Origin of the sequence: Streptomyces sp. NPDC059009 (assembly GCF_042740175.1) — a bacterium.
Classification (GTDB): Bacteria; Actinomycetota; Actinomycetes; order Streptomycetales; family Streptomycetaceae; genus Streptomyces.
Genome location: NZ_JBHYJB010000003.1, coordinates 292,057 through 306,621 on the forward strand (window position 1 = coordinate 292,057; position 14,565 = coordinate 306,621).

At 73.2% G+C, this 14,565-nt stretch carries 16 protein-coding genes; 12 read left to right on the forward strand and 4 right to left on the reverse strand.

Annotated features, from left to right (window positions below; translation table 11 throughout):
• Positions 1 to 34: 34 nt before the first annotated feature.
• The 5 genes from ACFWYM_RS04935 to ACFWYM_RS04955 all read left to right on the forward strand — a co-directional run bounded on the left by ACFWYM_RS04935 (position 35) and on the right by ACFWYM_RS04955 (position 4,608).
• Positions 35 to 1,000, forward strand: coding sequence for a L,D-transpeptidase family protein (locus ACFWYM_RS04935; RefSeq protein ID WP_384829998.1), 966 nt, complete (start codon positions 35 to 37; stop codon positions 998 to 1,000).
• Positions 1,001 to 1,116: 116 nt separating this feature from the next.
• Positions 1,117 to 2,307 carry an alanine racemase gene (gene alr / locus ACFWYM_RS04940; protein WP_384830000.1) on the forward strand — a complete coding sequence of 397 codons (1,191 nt, stop codon included), beginning with the start codon at positions 1,117 to 1,119 and terminating at the stop codon, positions 2,305 to 2,307.
• Positions 2,308 to 2,353: 46 nt separating this feature from the next.
• Positions 2,354 to 3,559, forward strand: a complete 1,206-nt coding sequence (locus ACFWYM_RS04945) for an alpha/beta fold hydrolase (protein ID WP_384830003.1) — start codon at positions 2,354 to 2,356, stop codon at positions 3,557 to 3,559.
• A gap of 147 nt (positions 3,560 to 3,706) precedes the next feature.
• Positions 3,707 to 4,213 (forward strand): tRNA (adenosine(37)-N6)-threonylcarbamoyltransferase complex ATPase subunit type 1 TsaE, encoded by a 507-nt coding sequence (gene tsaE, locus ACFWYM_RS04950; protein WP_384830007.1) that lies wholly within the window; start codon positions 3,707 to 3,709, stop codon positions 4,211 to 4,213.
• 215 nt (positions 4,214 to 4,428) lie between these two features.
• The gene (locus ACFWYM_RS04955; protein WP_384830010.1) at positions 4,429 to 4,608 is read left to right on the forward strand and encodes a hypothetical protein; all 180 of its coding nucleotides are present in this window, start codon (positions 4,429 to 4,431) and stop codon (positions 4,606 to 4,608) included.
• A gap of 20 nt (positions 4,609 to 4,628) precedes the next feature.
• Here ACFWYM_RS04955 and ACFWYM_RS04960 read toward each other — a convergent pair whose 3' ends face one another.
• Positions 4,629 to 5,183 carry a L,D-transpeptidase gene (locus ACFWYM_RS04960; RefSeq protein WP_384830013.1) on the reverse strand — a complete coding sequence of 185 codons (555 nt, stop codon included), beginning with the start codon at positions 5,181 to 5,183 and terminating at the stop codon, positions 4,629 to 4,631.
• Positions 5,184 to 5,350: 167 nt separating this feature from the next.
• Here ACFWYM_RS04960 and tsaB point away from each other — a divergent pair, with 167 nt between their 5' ends.
• The 4 genes from tsaB (at position 5,351) to ACFWYM_RS04980 (ending at position 8,019) form a co-directional block, all read left to right on the forward strand.
• Positions 5,351 to 6,007, forward strand: coding sequence for a tRNA (adenosine(37)-N6)-threonylcarbamoyltransferase complex dimerization subunit type 1 TsaB (gene tsaB, locus ACFWYM_RS04965; RefSeq protein ID WP_384830016.1), 657 nt, complete (start codon positions 5,351 to 5,353; stop codon positions 6,005 to 6,007).
• A gap of 86 nt (positions 6,008 to 6,093) precedes the next feature.
• Positions 6,094 to 6,591, forward strand: a complete 498-nt coding sequence (rimI, locus tag ACFWYM_RS04970) for a ribosomal protein S18-alanine N-acetyltransferase (protein ID WP_384830158.1) — start codon at positions 6,094 to 6,096, stop codon at positions 6,589 to 6,591.
• Positions 6,584 to 7,714 (forward strand): tRNA (adenosine(37)-N6)-threonylcarbamoyltransferase complex transferase subunit TsaD, encoded by a 1,131-nt coding sequence (tsaD, locus tag ACFWYM_RS04975; protein ID WP_384830019.1) that lies wholly within the window; start codon positions 6,584 to 6,586, stop codon positions 7,712 to 7,714. Before rimI ends, tsaD begins: the two co-directional genes overlap by 8 nt.
• Entirely contained in the window at positions 7,711 to 8,019 is a 309-nt protein-coding gene (locus ACFWYM_RS04980; protein ID WP_384830022.1) for a hypothetical protein, read from the forward strand. Before tsaD ends, ACFWYM_RS04980 begins: the two co-directional genes overlap by 4 nt.
• A gap of 13 nt (positions 8,020 to 8,032) precedes the next feature.
• Here ACFWYM_RS04980 and ACFWYM_RS04985 read toward each other — a convergent pair whose 3' ends face one another.
• Together ACFWYM_RS04985 and ACFWYM_RS04990 are read right to left on the reverse strand one after the other, a co-directional pair.
• Positions 8,033 to 9,136, reverse strand: coding sequence for a proline-rich domain-containing protein (locus ACFWYM_RS04985; RefSeq protein ID WP_384830025.1), 1,104 nt, complete (start codon positions 9,134 to 9,136; stop codon positions 8,033 to 8,035).
• Between the two features lie 92 nt (positions 9,137 to 9,228).
• Positions 9,229 to 9,912: a TetR/AcrR family transcriptional regulator gene (locus tag ACFWYM_RS04990; protein WP_384830028.1), complete on the reverse strand. Its 684-nt coding sequence runs from the start codon at positions 9,910 to 9,912 to the stop codon at positions 9,229 to 9,231.
• 95 nt (positions 9,913 to 10,007) lie between these two features.
• Between ACFWYM_RS04990 and ACFWYM_RS04995 the strand changes: the two genes are divergently transcribed.
• Entirely contained in the window at positions 10,008 to 11,432 is a 1,425-nt protein-coding gene (locus ACFWYM_RS04995) for an MFS transporter (RefSeq protein WP_384830031.1), read from the forward strand.
• Between the two features lie 15 nt (positions 11,433 to 11,447).
• Here ACFWYM_RS04995 and ACFWYM_RS05000 read toward each other — a convergent pair whose 3' ends face one another.
• On the reverse strand, positions 11,448 to 12,659 hold the full coding sequence (locus ACFWYM_RS05000; protein ID WP_384830160.1) for a methyltransferase domain-containing protein: 1,212 nt from the start codon (positions 12,657 to 12,659) through the stop codon (positions 11,448 to 11,450).
• Between the two features lie 82 nt (positions 12,660 to 12,741).
• Here ACFWYM_RS05000 and ACFWYM_RS05005 point away from each other — a divergent pair, with 82 nt between their 5' ends.
• Both ACFWYM_RS05005 and groES read left to right on the forward strand, forming a co-directional pair.
• A complete protein-coding gene (locus ACFWYM_RS05005) occupies positions 12,742 to 13,665 on the forward strand; it encodes a polysaccharide deacetylase family protein (protein WP_384830034.1) in 924 nt (307 codons plus the stop codon).
• Positions 13,666 to 14,154: 489 nt separating this feature from the next.
• Entirely contained in the window at positions 14,155 to 14,463 is a 309-nt protein-coding gene (groES, locus tag ACFWYM_RS05010) for a co-chaperone GroES (RefSeq protein ID WP_018528412.1), read from the forward strand.
• Positions 14,464 to 14,565: the final 102 nt, after the last annotated feature.

Below are 14,565 nucleotides of genomic sequence, written 5' to 3' on the forward strand. Positions count from 1 at the left end.
CGGCCCGCGGGGGCCCTCGGGGTTTGCTGAGCCCATGATCGGAAGAACTGCGCACCGCGGCCTCGCCGCGCTGCTCGTCCTCGCCGCCGTGGGCCTGCCCGCGGTGCCCGCGAGCGCCGCCCCGGGCCCCGGCCCGGAGCCGCGGCCCACACCCACGGTCTCGGGCCCCGTCGCGAGCGGGATCGCCCCGAGGAAGCCCGCCGTGTCCGACCCCGCCGCGCGCCTCGTCCCGGGCATCCCCCTCACCCCGTACCAGCCCTGGCAGCGCGACACCCCGGACCAGGCCCTGCCGCCCCGCGTGTACGAGCCGAGCGAGGAAGAGGACGCCGTCGAGCCGCTGCGGCCGCCCGCCGCGATCGACGCCCTCATCGAGTACGTGCCGCCCGCCGAGGTGGTCGCCGCCAAGGCCGCCCCCGCGTGCAGCAAGCGCACCGGCCCCTACCAGCGCCAGGTCGAGCGCTGGCTGAAGCTCACGGTGGACGGGAGGCAGTCGGCCAAGGACTGCGCGGCCGTCGCGGCGTTTCAGCGGCAGCAGAAGATCCGGCCCGCCAGCGGCTTCGCCGGGCCCGTGACCTGGTCCCGGATGCGCTGGCTCAGCGCCCGCAAGAACCCCAACGCCGCGAAGAAGTGCCCCACGCGCGCGTACCGCCTCGCCTGCGTCGATCTGGCGCGGCAGTTGATGTGGGTGCAGCAGGACAAGAAGGTGCTGTTCGGGCCGGTGCCGATCCGCAGCGGGCGGGCCGGGTACACGACCCGCGCGGGCTGGCACAAGGTCTACTGGCGGCACAAGAACCACTGGTCGACGCTGTACAACACCCCCATGCCGTACAGCCAGTTCTTCAGTGGCGGGCAGGCCCTGCACGCCATCTACGGGAGCGTCTACAACCCGCCCGGCTCGCACGGCTGCGTGAACATGCGGTTCGTCGATGCCCAGGCTCTGTGGGGTGTTCTGAAGAAGGGGGACCGGGTCTATGCGTGGGGGCGCAAGCCCGGGACGTGAGGCGGGGAGCGAGCCGGTGCGGGAGCCGGTGCGGGGGCCGGGGGAGGGGCGCGGCTTCGGCGATCGGTTGAACGCGTGTCCGGGTGCTGTCGGCGGGCTCTGAGAGACTTGGGCGCGTGACCGAGACTCCAGCAATCCCGCGCGTCCGCGCCGAGATCGACCTGGCCGCCCTGCGCGCCAACGTGCGGGCCCTGCGCGCCCACGCGCCGGGCGCCGCGTTCATGGCGGTGGTGAAGGCGGACGGGTACGGCCACGGGATGATCCCCTGTGCCCGTGCCGCCGTGCAGGCGGGCGCCGACTGGATAGGCACCGCCACTCCGGAGGAGGCCCTCGCCCTGCGGGCCGCCGGGCTCCCCGGCCGGATCATGTGCTGGCTGTGGACGCCGGGCGGCCCCTGGCGCGAGGCGGTCGAGGCCGATCTGGACGTGTCGGTGAGCGGGCTGTGGGCGCTGCGCGAGGTCACCGCCGCCGCCCGGGAGGCGGGCCGCACGGCCCGCGTCCAGCTCAAGGCCGACACGGGTCTGGGACGCAATGGCTGCCAGCCCGCCGACTGGGCCGAGCTGGTCGAGGAGTCCCTGCGCGCCGAGGCCGAGGGGCTGATCAAGGTCACCGGCCTCTGGTCGCACTTCGCCTGCGCCGACGAGCCGGGCCACCCCTCCATCGCCGCCCAGCTCACGGTCTTCCGCGAGATGGTGGCCGGGGCCGAGCGGCAGGGGGTGCGCCCCGAGGTCCGCCACATTGCCAACTCCCCGGGCACGCTCACGCTTCCGGAGACCCACTTCGACCTGGTCCGCCCCGGGATCGCGATGTACGGCATCTCGCCGAGCCCCGAGATTGGCACCCCCGAGGACTTCGGCCTGCGCCCGGTGATGCGGCTCACGGCGTCCCTGGCCCTGGTGAAGCACGTTCCGGGGGGTCACGGCGTGAGTTACGGGCATCACTACGTCACACCCGGGGACACGACCCTCGGCCTGGTCCCCGCCGGGTACGGCGACGGCGTTCCCCGGCACGCGTCGGGCCGCGGCCCCGCCCTGGTGGGCGGCAAGCTGCGCACGGTCGCGGGCCGGATCGCGATGGACCAGTTCGTGGTCGACCTGGGCGGGGACGAGCCGCCGGTGGGCTCCGAAGTGGTCCTGTTCGGGCCCGGCGACCGGGGCGAGCCGACCGCGGAGGACTGGGCGCAGGCGGCGGGCACCATCGCGTACGAGATCGTGACCCGGATCGGTTCGCGCGTCCCCCGCGTCTATGCGAACGAGATGGACGAGTCGGGCGACGTGGACGACGCGGACGAGCGGGCGGAGGGCTGAGTCCCCAGACTGGGCCCGAGAGCGGACGACTGAGGAGGAGCGGCACGTGAGCGAGAGCAGCACGGGGGCGGCCGCGGCGGACGTGGCGCTGGCGGCGGCCGGCGCCGGTGCGGCCGGGAACTGGCGCAGGGCCGGGGTGGCCGGCGCCGCGATAGGCGTCATCGCCGCCGGAGCCGCCGCGGGCGTCGCCATCGAGCGGCTCACGGTCGGCCGCGGCATGCGCAAGAAGGCACGGCTCGCGCTCGACGCCTCGGGTCCGTACGGCTCGCTGCGCGGCACCCCGGGCACGGCCGTCGCACAGGACGGCACGGAACTCTCGTACGAGATCGACGAGCCCGAGCCGGAGAGCGCGTCGGCGCCCCGCAGGCGGCGGCTCTTCGGGCGCAAGGTCCCGGCCCCCGTCACCGTCGTGTTCAGCCACGGCTACTGCCTCAACCAGGACTCCTGGCACTTCCAGCGGGCCGCCCTGCGCGGCGTGGTCCGCGCGGTCTACTGGGACCAGCGCAGCCACGGCCGCTCGGGGCGCGGCGTCGACCAGACCGAGCGCGATGTCCCGGTCTCCATCGACCAGTTGGGCCGCGACCTGAAGGCCGTCATCGACGCGGCGGCGCCGGAGGGCCCGCTGGTCCTCGTCGGGCACTCCATGGGCGGCATGACGACGATGGCGCTGGCCGCCCAGTTCCCCGAGCTGATCCGGGACCGGGTCGCCGGGGTCGCCCTCGTGGGTACCTCGTCCGGGGGGCTCGGCCAGGTCAACTACGGCCTTCCGGTGGCGGGCGTCAACGCGGTGCGGCGGATCCTGCCCGGCGTGCTGCGGGCGCTCGGCTCGCAGGCGGAGCTGGTGGAGCGGGGGCGGCGGGCCACCGCCGACCTGTTCGCGGGCATCATCAAGCGCTACTCGTTCTCGTCGAAGGACGTGGACCCGGCCATCGCGCGGTTCGCCGAGCGGATGATCGAGTCGACGCCGATCGACGTGGTCGCGGAGTTCTACCCGGCCTTCGCCGAGCACGACAAGGCGGCTGCCCTGCGGTACTTCAGCCGCCTCCCCGTCCTCGTCCTGGCCGGGGACAAGGACCTGGTCACGCCCAGCGAGCACAGCGAGGCCATCGCCGACCACCTGCCGGACGCCGAGCTGGTCCTGGTGCCGGACGCCGGACACCTGGTGATGCTGGAGCACCCGGAGGCGGTCACGGACCGGCTCGCGGACCTGCTCACGCGGGCCAAGGCGCGGGCGCGCAGCGCGGTGGGGTGACCCCGGGGCCTGCCGGGGTCGGGCCGTCGGGTGGTCCGGTGGATGGACCGTCGGGTGGAGCGCCGGGTGGTCCGGCGGATGGTCCGGCGGGTGGACCAGCCCCTGAGCCGGGCGGACCGGTGGCCGTCAGCGGCTACCGTGGACGGCATGGAAGCACCGCACCGCCAGGCCCCCGCCGCCACTCTGCACCGCACCGTCAACTCCCCCCAGGAGATGGGCGAGTTGGGCCACCGGCTGGCCAAGATCCTGCGCCCCGGCGACCTCGTCATGCTCACCGGTGAGCTGGGCGCGGGCAAGACGACGCTGACGCGCGGGCTCGGCGAGGGCCTCGGCGTGCGCGGCGCCGTCACCTCGCCCACCTTCGTCATCGCCCGCGTTCACCCCTCCCTCGGCTCCGGCCCCGCCCTCGTGCACGTCGACGCGTACCGTCTGGGCGGCGGGCTCGACGAGATGGAGGACCTGGACCTGGACGTCTCGCTGCCCGACTCGGTGATCGTCGTGGAGTGGGGCGACGGCAAGGTCGAGGAGCTCTCGGACGACCGGCTGCACGTCGTCATCGACCGGGCGGTGGGGGACACCACCGACGAGGTGCGCGAGGTGACGCTGACCGGGATCGGCGGGCGGTGGGCGGGCGCGGACCTGGACTCGCTCTGAGTCCGGCCCCGAGTCCGGCCCCGAGTCCGGCCCCGAGTCCGGCCCCGAGTCCGGCCCCGAGTCCGGCCCTGAGTCCGCTCTCGTACTTTCCCCCTAAGGTTCCGACATGGTGTCGGCAAGATGTTGCACGGAGTGCGCCGGGCGTGGTCGTATGGATACCGGTCCTGGTTAGGTCTACCTAACCACGTCTGCCCCCGCGGCCCCAGGAGGCGTCCATGCCGGCTTCAGAGCACGAAGCGCAGCCGCAGCCGTACGGGCTGCCGGGAATCTCCGGCGGTCCGTCGATAAGGGATCTGCTCGCGGCCTGCGCCGCGGCGGACGCGGTGTCGACACCGCCCCGCGACCCGGAGCCCGTGTTCCGCCCCCAGGAGACGGGGCGCCGCGACGCCGCATAGCGGCCAGGGGGCGGGGAGCGCTACGGGACGACGACGACCTTCGTCCCCATCAGCGCGAACTCCCACATCGCGTTGCCGTCCTTGCGGGACTCGCGGATGCCGCCGGTCTTCTTCGACGGGTCGGGCTTCGGCGTCGAGCCGTCGACCGCCGCGCTGAACCCGATCGCGACCCCGTCGTTGTTCGTGAACCGCACGACGTGCTCGATCGCCTTGCCGTCCGTCCCGGTCACGGAGCCCGAGCGGGAGCTCACCGTGTAGGTGCCCGGAGCCGGGTCGACCGAGCCCGCCGTCACCTCGTACGTGCGCTCCACCTTGTTGCCCTTGTCGACCAGCCACACCCGCCGGTCGCCGAGCGCGTAGACGACGCGCTCACCGGAGCCGGACTGGCCGGGCAGCGCCTTCGGGTCGGCCTTGTCCTTGGGGGAGCGCGAGGAGGACGCGCTGGGCGACTTCTCGCGGTGCTTGCCCGTGAGGGAGTCCGGTGCGCTGGCCGAAGCCTGGTACGCGAGGAAGCCGACCACGGCGAGTGCCGCCGCCGTGAGCCCGGCCACGAATCCCGAGCTGCTCCTTGCCACTGCGCCACCTCTTCGTACTCCGTACGGCTACGGGGTGACGGTAGCAGCAGGCGTACGAACGGCAGGCGCACGCCATCCCGGGGTTGACCCCTCGGGGTCCACCCCCCGGAGGGTGGTGGACCCCGTTCGGGGCCGTGCGCCGGTCGCCGGAGCCGTAGGCTGTTTGCGTGCTCTTGCTCGCTCTCGATACCGCAACCCCCGCCGTCACCGTCGCCCTGCACGACGGGTCCGCCGTCGTCGCCGCGTCGAGTCAGGTGGACGCCCGCCGCCACGGGGAGCTGCTGCTCCCGTCCGTCGACCGGGTGCTCGCCGACGCCGGACTGAGACTCGACGCGGTCACCGGCATCGTCGTCGGCGTGGGCCCAGGCCCCTACACCGGGCTTCGGGTCGGCCTGATGACCGCCGACACCTTCGGCCTCGCCCTCGGGGTGCCGGTGCACGGGGTGTGCACGCTCGACGGCCTCGCCCACGCCTCCGGGATCGAGGAAGGCCCCTTCGTCGTGGCCACGGACGCCCGGCGCAAGGAGGTCTACTGGGCCCGGTACGCGGACCCGCGCACCCGCCTCACCGAGCCCGCCGTCGACCGGCCCGCCGAGATCGCCGAGGACGTGGCGGGGCTCCCGGCCGTCGGAGCGGGCGCGCTGCTCTACCCGGACACGTTCCCGGACGCCCGCGGGCCCGAGCATGTCTCGGCGGCCGCGCTGGCCTCGCTCGCGGCGGAGCGGCTCGCGAAGGGCGAGGAGCTCCTGGAGCCCCGCCCCCTCTACCTGCGCCGCCCGGACGCCCAAGTGCCCAAGAACTACAAGGTGGTCACCCCCAAGTGACCGCCCACCCGTCGCCCGACCACCGCCCCTCGACGACGCCGCTGCGCGGCGGTTCCTCTCCGTTCAGCGATGCGGTCCTTCGCGAGATGCGCTGGTGGGACATCGATCCCGTACTCGTCCTGGAGAAGGAGCTCTTCCCGGACGACGCCTGGTCGCGCGGCATGTTCTGGTCCGAGCTGGCCCATGCCCGGGGGCCGGGTGCCACCCGCCGCTACGCGGTGGCCATGGACACGGCATCCGACAGCGGCTCCGCCGCGGGCCGCCTCGTCGGCTACGCGGGCCTCGCCGCCTCCGGCGACCAGGCGGACATCCAGACCATCGCCGTCGCCCGCGACCAGTGGGGCACCGGCCTCGGCGCGCGCCTGCTCACCGACCTCCTGACGCACGCGACAGCCTTCGAGTGCGCCGAGGTGATGCTCGAGGTGCGCGTCGACAACACCCGGGCGCAGAAGCTCTACGAGCGCTTCGGCTTCGAGCCCATCGGCTTCCGGCGCGGCTACTACCAGCCGGGGAACGTGGACGCCCTGGTCATGAAGCTGACCGATCCCGCAACTTCCGTACAAGGAACCGACTTTCATGGCTGACTCACGCGACGTGCCACTCGTCCTCGGCATCGAGACCTCCTGCGACGAGACCGGTGTCGGCATCGTCCACGGCACGACCCTCCTCGCGGACGCCGTCGCCTCCAGCGTCGACGAGCACGCCCGGTACGGCGGCGTCGTGCCCGAGGTCGCGAGCCGCGCCCACCTCGAGGCGATGGTCCCGACGATCCAGCGCGCCCTGAAGGACGCGGGCGTCACGGCCAAGGACCTCGACGGGATCGCCGTCACCGCCGGGCCCGGACTCGCGGGCGCGCTGCTCGTCGGCGTCTCGGCCGCGAAGGCGTACGCGTACGCGCTCGGCAAGCCCCTCTACGGCGTCAACCACCTGGCCTCGCACATCTGCGTCGACCAGCTGGAGCACGGCCCGCTGCCCGAGCCGACGATGGCGCTGCTCGTCTCGGGCGGCCACTCCTCGCTGCTCCTGTCCGCCGACATCACCTCGGACGTGCGCCCGCTCGGCGCCACCATCGACGACGCGGCGGGGGAGGCGTTCGACAAGATCGCCCGGGTCCTCAACCTGGGCTTCCCGGGCGGGCCCGTCATCGACCGGTACGCGCGCGAGGGCGACCCGGACGCGATCGCCTTCCCGCGCGGGCTCACCGGCCCGCGCGACCCCGCGTACGACTTCTCCTTCTCCGGGCTCAAGACCTCGGTGGCCCGCTGGATCGAGGCGAAGCGGGCCGCGGGTGAGGACGTCCCCGTACGGGACGTGTCGGCGTCCTTCCAGGAGGCGGTCGTCGACGTGCTGACCCGCAAGGCCGTGCGGGCCTGCAAGGACGAGGGCGTCGACCATCTCATGATCGGCGGCGGCGTGGCCGCCAACTCCCGGCTGCGGGCGCTGGCGCAGGAGCGCTGCGAGCGCGCCGGGATCCGGCTGCGGGTGCCCCGGCCCAAGCTGTGCACGGACAACGGCGCGATGGTCGCGGCGCTCGGTGCGGAGATGGTGGCCCGCAACCGGACCGCCTCGGACCTGGGCCTCTCGGCGGACTCCTCGCTTCCCGTGACGGAGCCGCACGTGCCGGGCCACGAGCACGGTCACGCCCACGCCCACTCGCACGACCACGACCACGTGCACGAGGTCAGCAAGGAGAACCTGTACTCATGACCGTCGCGCTGATGTGGGAGGCCAGGGCCGCCGAGGGGCGCGGCGCCGAGCTGCTGGCCTGGGCGAAGGACCAGGGGCTCGTGACGAAGGATCAGGGGCGCGCGGAGGGGCGGGAGTCCGCCGCCGCGCCCGTGCCCCTGCGCCGCGAGACCTTCCGCGCCCCCGAGGACCGGGTCCTCGTCATCACCTGGTGGGACGCGGACCTCGACGCCGAGCTGCCCGAACTGCCCGAGCCCGCGGGGGAGTTGCTGACCCGTTCGGTGCACCGCTGGCGGTTCGAGTCGCTGGGCGCCGACGCCGGCTGAGGCGCCCGGAGGCTCACTCCTCGGGCACCCGCGGGAGCGTCACGATGACCACGGCCTCCATGAGCGCCGTGAAGAACGAGGTCAGCAGCGCGAGGGTGCCGACCGTCGTGTCGAAGTAGGCGTCCCATTCCCCCTCGGCGAACACCGGCACCAGGCCGCGTATGTCGATGTACAGGGCCATGAACGCGAGGGCGAGCGCGGCACCGCGGGCCGCCGGGCGCCGCTGCAGCAGGAGGATGCCGACCAGCAGCGGCGCGACGACGAGCGCGACCGTGTGGAAGGTGTACGGGACCGAGGGTCCGTGCGAGGCGTCCACGACGTTGCGGAAGAAGTCGCCCGCGTCCGAGCCGTCGGCGGTGTACGAGCCGCCGACGAGGTACACGGAGTCCTGCGTGAGCCGGTAGATGAGCCAGCCGAGCGCGGCAGCGCCCATCAGGAGCAGGCAGACACCCGCCGCGACGGCGCCGGGCCGGGCGTTGCCGGGGTGCGGCCGGTGGCCGGGCATGGGCGGCGGCACCGGGCTGCCGTACGCGGGGCCGTAGCCGTCCTGCGGGGCGGGGGCGCCGTAGGAGGGGTATCCGTACCCGTACGGCTGCTGCTGCGGAGCTCCGAAGGGCGGCAGCGGGCGGCGGCCGACGCGGGCCATCTCCGCCAGGACCGCGATGCCGAGAAGCAGCCCGGCGACGCGGAAGGCGATGAGCGTCTTGCCGTAGTCGATCCCGGTCATCAGCTCGCGGTAGGTGTCCGAGGCCGCGAGCCCGACGAGTTCGCGCAGCGACAGGAAGATCAGCGCGACCGCGAGCAGCATCATCGCGCCGCGCGCCACCCGCCGCCGGGCGAGCGCGAGCGCGCCCACGACCAGGCCGGTGGCGATCATCGCCCAGTCGTTGGGGGTCTGCGCCCAGGGGATCAGCTCCCCGCGCGGATCCCACAGGGCCTTGAAGAAGTCCCCCGCGTCCTGGTGGCGTTCGTCGATCTCGTAGCCGATCCAGGCCGCCGACGCGAGCGCGTACAGGGCGACGAAGGTGCCCGTCCGCAGATACGCGGGCGCGCTCGCGGCATCGGCCAGGCCGCCCGCGCTTCCCTGTCCGGTAGTGCCGTGGCCCACCATTGCCATGTTCGTTCCCCCGAGTGTCATGCGTCTGTCATGCGTTCGACTGGCCCCGCACCATAAGCCTCCGGGACCCCGGACGCCTACCGCCGGGACGCCTACCGCCCGGCGGCCGCCAGCAACCCGTCGATGACGGCGCCCAGTTGCTGTGACACGTCGTAGTCCTCGGTCAGTTCCAGCCACTGGTCCGCGAGTTGCGCGAGGTGCGGCAGCTCGGCGGCGTCCGCCTCGGTGAGCAGGTCCGGGAAGTACCGCTTGCGGTCGGGCTCTTCGGCGCGCCGCTCCATCGCGCGCCGGAACACCAGGTCGCCGTAGACGCAGTGCCAGATGGTCCGGTAGGCGCGCACGGCCTCGACCGGGTCGAGCCCGCAGTCGATGCCCGCCCCGACGATCTCCTCGACCATCCACAGGGCGCCCTTGTCGGTGAGGTCGCCGAGGCTGAGGACCTCGACGACCCAGGGCATCGACCGCAGTACGGCGTGCATGTGCAGCGAGACGGCGAGCAGCCGGTCGCGCGGGTCCTCGGGAAGCTCGGGGCGCTCCATGGCGGCGGCCGTGCCGGACAGGGTGAGCATCAGCAGCTCGTCCTTGTCGCGCACGTGGTGGTAGAGCGCCATCGGCGTCGCCCCCACCTCCCGGGCGACCCGCCGCATGCTCAGCGCCCCGACCCCCTCCTCCTGGAGGATCCGTCGCGCGACGTCCACGATCGCCCCGGCCTCGATCCGCCGGGGGCGGCCGACGGGGCGCCTGGCCTTGCCGTTCTCCGCTGCTTCAGCTGCCACGCGGCCATTCTCCCGCCTGCCCGCCACGCCCCGTCCCGGTGTCGCCCCGACACCGCCCGAGACAATTTCTATACGCGTATAGTAATCTCCGCGGCATGACGCAGAAAGTGAACCCACAGGTGTCCGCGACCGGGGTGAACTCCCCTTCCCTGCCCGGCCGTTGGCTGCTTCCGGTGCTGCTCGCCGTGCAGTTCCTGGTCTCCCTCGACGTGTCCGTCGTGAACATCGCCCTGCCCGACATCGGCGCCGGCCTCGGCTTCGCGGACGGGTCCCTGACCTGGGTCGTGAACGCCTACGCCCTCGCCTTCGGGGGCCTGCTGATGCTCGGCGGGCGGCTCGCCGACGTCATCGGGCGCCGCCGCACCCTGATGTGGGGCTTCGCGGTCTTCGGCGCCGCGAGCCTCGTCGGCGGCCTCGCCGGTACGCCGGGCCAGCTCATCGCCGCGCGGGCGGTGCAGGGCGTGGGTGCGGCGGCGCTCGCCCCGGTCGGGCTCGCCCTCATCACGGTCAACTACCCGGCGGGTCCGGCCCGTTCGCGGGCCATGGGCCTGTGGGGCGCCGTGGGCGCGCTCGGCGGCGCCGTCGGCGTCATGGGCGGCGGGCTGCTCACCGACTGGGCGGGCTGGCGCTCCGTCATGCTGATCAACGTCCCGGTGGTGCTCGCCGCCCTCGCCGTCGCCCCGCGCGCCGTCCCCGCCGACCGCCGCACCCACCCCGCGCCCCGCCTCGACCTCGTCGGCGGACTCCTGGTCACGGCCGGGACGTCGGTGCTCGTCCTCGGCCTGGTGCGCACCGAGACCCACGCCTGGACCTCCGCCACCACCCTCACCACGCTGCTCGCGGGCGCCGCCCTGCTCACCGCCTTCGTGGCCGTCGAGACCCGCAAGCGCACCCCGCTGCTCCGCCCGGGGCTGCTGCGCAGCCGCCCGGTGCTCTCCGCGAACGCCTTCGCACTGCTGATGTCCGCGGGCCAGTTCGCCGCGTTCTACTTCACCTCGCTCTACCTCCAGGAGGTCCTGTCGTACGGGCCCACGCGCGCCGGTGCCGCCTTCCTGCCGTTCTGCGTGGGCGTCGTCGCCGGGTCCACCGCGGCGGCGCGCGCCGTGGGCCGGTTCGGGGAGCGGGCGCTGCTGGTGACCGGGGGGCTCCTGGGGGCGGCCGGGTTCCTGTGGTTCGCGCTGACCGCCGAGGCGGGCGGCACGTTCGCGGGCTCGGTCCTCGGCCCCTCGCTCGTGGCGAGCGTCGGCACCGGCATGTGCTTCGTGCCCCTCGGTGCGGCGGCCACGTCGGGCGTCGCCGTCGAGGAGACCGGCATGGCGGCGGGGCTGCTCAACTGCTCCCGCCAGCTGGGCGGTTCACTCGGCCTCGCGGCCCTGGCGACCGTCGCGGCCCACACCTCGGGCGACCGGCCGGGCCCGGCCGCGCTCGCGGACGGCTATGCCACGGCGTTCGCGGTGTCGGCGGCGCTGCTCGCGGCGGCGGCGCTGGCGACGGCCGCGCTGCACAAGTCCCGTACTTAGGGCCCTGCTGGGGGCCTAGCCGTGGAGGGGGTGCCCGACCAGCATCGTCGGCGCCCCCGCCACCCGCGTCAGGAACACCGTCGCCGCGTTCCGCCCCTGCGGCTTCACCTTCTTGCGCAGCTCCTCCGGCTCGACGGCGGACCCCCGCTTCTTGACGGTCAGGATCCCGACCTCGCGCTCCCGCAGCAGCGCCTTCAACTTCTTCACGTTGAAGGGCAGTTGATCGGTGATCTCGTACGTGGTGGCGTACGCGGAGCGGTGGCACTCGTCGGAGGTGACGTACGCGATGGTCTCGTCGATGAGCCCGCCCGCCACCTCCTCGGCGGCCTGGGCGACCAGGTGGGCACGGATGACGGCGCCGTCGGGCTCGTACAGGTAACGGCCCACGGGCCGCACTTCGGGGTTGGGCAGCATGGTCTCGGGCGACGCCCAGATGCCGGCCAGCGACGGCAGCAGCATCGCCCGCCGGGCCCCGGGTGTCACGTCGGCGCCGAACCAGAGCACGGCCTCCTTCACGTCCCCCCTGTCGGAGATCCACTCGGCCTCCGCCTCGGCGGGGACCGTCTCATGGGGAATGCCGGGGGCGATCTTCAGCGCGGCGCGGGGGGCTTTGCGGGCTGCCTCGATCGCCCAGGACAGCGGCGGGGAGTACGCCTCGGGGTCGAAGATCCGCCCGCGTCCACCCCTGCGCGCCGGGTCCACGAAGACCGCGTCGTACGCGGACGTGTCGACCTCGGTGACATCCGCCTCGCGGACCTCGATCAGCTCGGCAAGACCAAGGGCCTCGGCGTTGGCGCGGGCGACCGCGCAGGTCAGCGGGTCACGGTCGACGGCGAGCACGGAGATCCCGGCACGCGCGAGGGCGATCGCGTCCCCGCCGATCCCGCAGCACAGGTCGGCCACGCTCCGTACGCCCCGGGCCCGGAAGCACTCGGCGCGGTACATGGCGACGGAGGCGCGCGTTGACTGCTCGACGCCGTCCGGCGTGAAGAACATCCGGGCCGCGTCCTCGGCCCCGAACTTCGCCACCGCCCGCTGCCGAAGCCGCGCCTGCGCGAGCGCCGCCGAGACCAGCGGCGCCGGGTGCGTGCGGCGCAGGCGGGTGGCCGCGGCCAGCTCCCCGGCCGGTTCGACGTCCCGTACCTCGTCGAGGAGGGCGCGGCCCTCGGGGGTGAGCAGCGCGGCGAATTCCGATGCGGGGGAGAGCTGGTCGTTCACCCGGCCCATTGTGGGCCAGTCGGTGGATGGTGCGCGTCCGGTGGCGGTGTCGGCCCGGCTGCAGGGCTGTGAGCTGCGAGGATCCGGCGCCATGCAACTAGTACGACAAAACGACAAAAGAGCCAGAAAGCAGACGCTCCCGGTGTACGCCACCGTGGCCGCTCTCGCCCTCACCGCGATCGTCTCGGGCTGTGCGTCCGACGACGGCGACGCCGTCCGCCCCGCCCCCGGCCAGCAGCCCCTCAAGGCCCCGCCGGCCCGCGCCCTCGACAGCTACGCCCACAAGCTGCGCGTCGCCCAGGCCCAGCGGGCCGCCGCCGCGAAGCACTGGGGCCTGGCCAGGACCCCCCTCGCCGCGCCCCGCCCGCCCGCCAAGAAGCCGCACATCGCCACCCGCAAGGGCTTCGAGGTCCGCGGCCAGGCGCACCTGCCGCCCGTCTTCACGACCGTCCCCACCAAGGAGAAGGTCGTCTTCCTCACCATGGACGACGGCGCCGAGAAGGACCCGGCGCTGCTGCGGATGATGAGCGAACTGAAGATCCCCTACACCGCGTTCCTCAGCGACTACCTGGTCAAGGAGGACTACGGCTACTTCAAGAAGATGCAGGACCGGGGGGTCACCCTCAACAACCACACCCTCAACCACCGCTATCTGCCCGGGCTTTCGTACGAGGGCCAGCGGCGCGAGATCTGCGGCATGCAGGACGTGATCCGCAAGCACTACGGCAAGCGCCCCCAGCTCTTCCGCCCGCCGTACGGCAACTACAACCAGGACACGCTGCGCGCCGCGAAGTCCTGCGGCATCAAAGCGGTGCCACTGTGGGCGTCCGAAGCATTCGTCGACCACATGGAGTGGCGCGAGTGGGACCGGGACCTGCACCCCGGCGACATCATCCTCACGCACTTCCGGGGGCGTGAGGACTGGAAGGGCACGATGCCCGACATGATCCGCCGGGTCATGAAGACGGTGACGGACAAGGGGTACGCGGTGGCCAGGCTGGAGGACTACCTGTGACGCGGCGGGCGCGGGCGCACAGACTGCTGGCGGGCTTGCTGGCGACCGCGGTGCTCGCGCCCGCACTCACCGCGTGCGCGGACTCGGTGGACCCGATCGAGAGGCTGGGCAGGAAGGCGGCCCAGAAGGTGCCGCGGAAGGGCAAGCCGGGGAGCGAGCCGTCTCGCTGCGGGCGGCCGCTCCGCACGGCGGAACCCACCCCGGCGAAGGCACCATCGCGGGAGCGTGGCCGTTGCCCCGCAAGGGCCGAGCCGACCCCCGAGGAGACCCCCGCCCCGGTGGGGCGCCCCACTCACCGATAAACACGGCGTTAGCCAATTGGCACTCCGCTTGACCGAGTGCTAATCGTCGTCCTAGTCTCGGGCCTGGCACTCCCCACTGGAGAGTGCCAATAGCGACGGGCAGGTCCGGCACCCGCGACGACGGATCCACCTGGTCGCCACCTCAGACAGTTAACCCCGTGAGATCTCCGAAGGGGGAGGTCGGATCGTGACGACCACCAGCTCCAAGGTTGCCATCAAGCCGCTCGAGGACCGCATTGTGGTCCAGCCGCTCGACGCCGAGCAGACCACGGCCTCTGGCCTGGTCATTCCGGACACCGCGAAGGAGAAGCCCCAGGAGGGCGCCGTCCTCGCCGTGGGCCCGGGCCGCTTCGAGAACGGCGAGCGCCTTCCGCTCGACGTGAAGGTCGGCGATGTCGTGCTGTACAGCAAGTACGGCGGCACCGAGGTGAAGTACAACGGCGACGAGTACCTCGTCCTCTCGGCCCGCGACGTGCTCGCGATCGTCGAGAAGTAATTCACCTCGAAGCGAATGCTTTGAAGAGCTGCGCCCCTGGCCACCCCGCTGACGCCGGGCGGCGAGGGGCGCAGCTTCGTTTTTGACCCAGTTTTCCGAGAG

What these genes read in the sequence shown, in the direction of transcription:
- tsaD (WP_384830019.1), top strand. Translation starts at nt 6,584, where the DNA reads ATGGCTGACTCACGCGACGTGCCACTCGTCCTCGGCATCGAGACCTCC.
- ACFWYM_RS05005 (WP_384830034.1), top strand. Translation starts at nt 12,742, where the DNA reads ATGCAACTAGTACGACAAAACGACAAAAGAGCCAGAAAGCAGACGCTC.
- ACFWYM_RS04955 (WP_384830010.1), top strand. Translation starts at nt 4,429, where the DNA reads ATGCCGGCTTCAGAGCACGAAGCGCAGCCGCAGCCGTACGGGCTGCCG.
- ACFWYM_RS04995 (WP_384830031.1), top strand. Translation starts at nt 10,008, where the DNA reads ATGACGCAGAAAGTGAACCCACAGGTGTCCGCGACCGGGGTGAACTCC.
- tsaE (WP_384830007.1), top strand. Translation starts at nt 3,707, where the DNA reads ATGGAAGCACCGCACCGCCAGGCCCCCGCCGCCACTCTGCACCGCACC.
- ACFWYM_RS04935 (WP_384829998.1), top strand. Translation starts at nt 35, where the DNA reads ATGATCGGAAGAACTGCGCACCGCGGCCTCGCCGCGCTGCTCGTCCTC.
- rimI (WP_384830158.1), top strand. Translation starts at nt 6,094, where the DNA reads ATGCGCTGGTGGGACATCGATCCCGTACTCGTCCTGGAGAAGGAGCTC.
- ACFWYM_RS04980 (WP_384830022.1), top strand. Translation starts at nt 7,711, where the DNA reads ATGACCGTCGCGCTGATGTGGGAGGCCAGGGCCGCCGAGGGGCGCGGC.
- ACFWYM_RS05000 (WP_384830160.1), bottom strand. Translation starts at nt 12,659, where the DNA reads ATGGGCCGGGTGAACGACCAGCTCTCCCCCGCATCGGAATTCGCCGCG.
- ACFWYM_RS04985 (WP_384830025.1), bottom strand. Translation starts at nt 9,136, where the DNA reads ATGGCAATGGTGGGCCACGGCACTACCGGACAGGGAAGCGCGGGCGGC.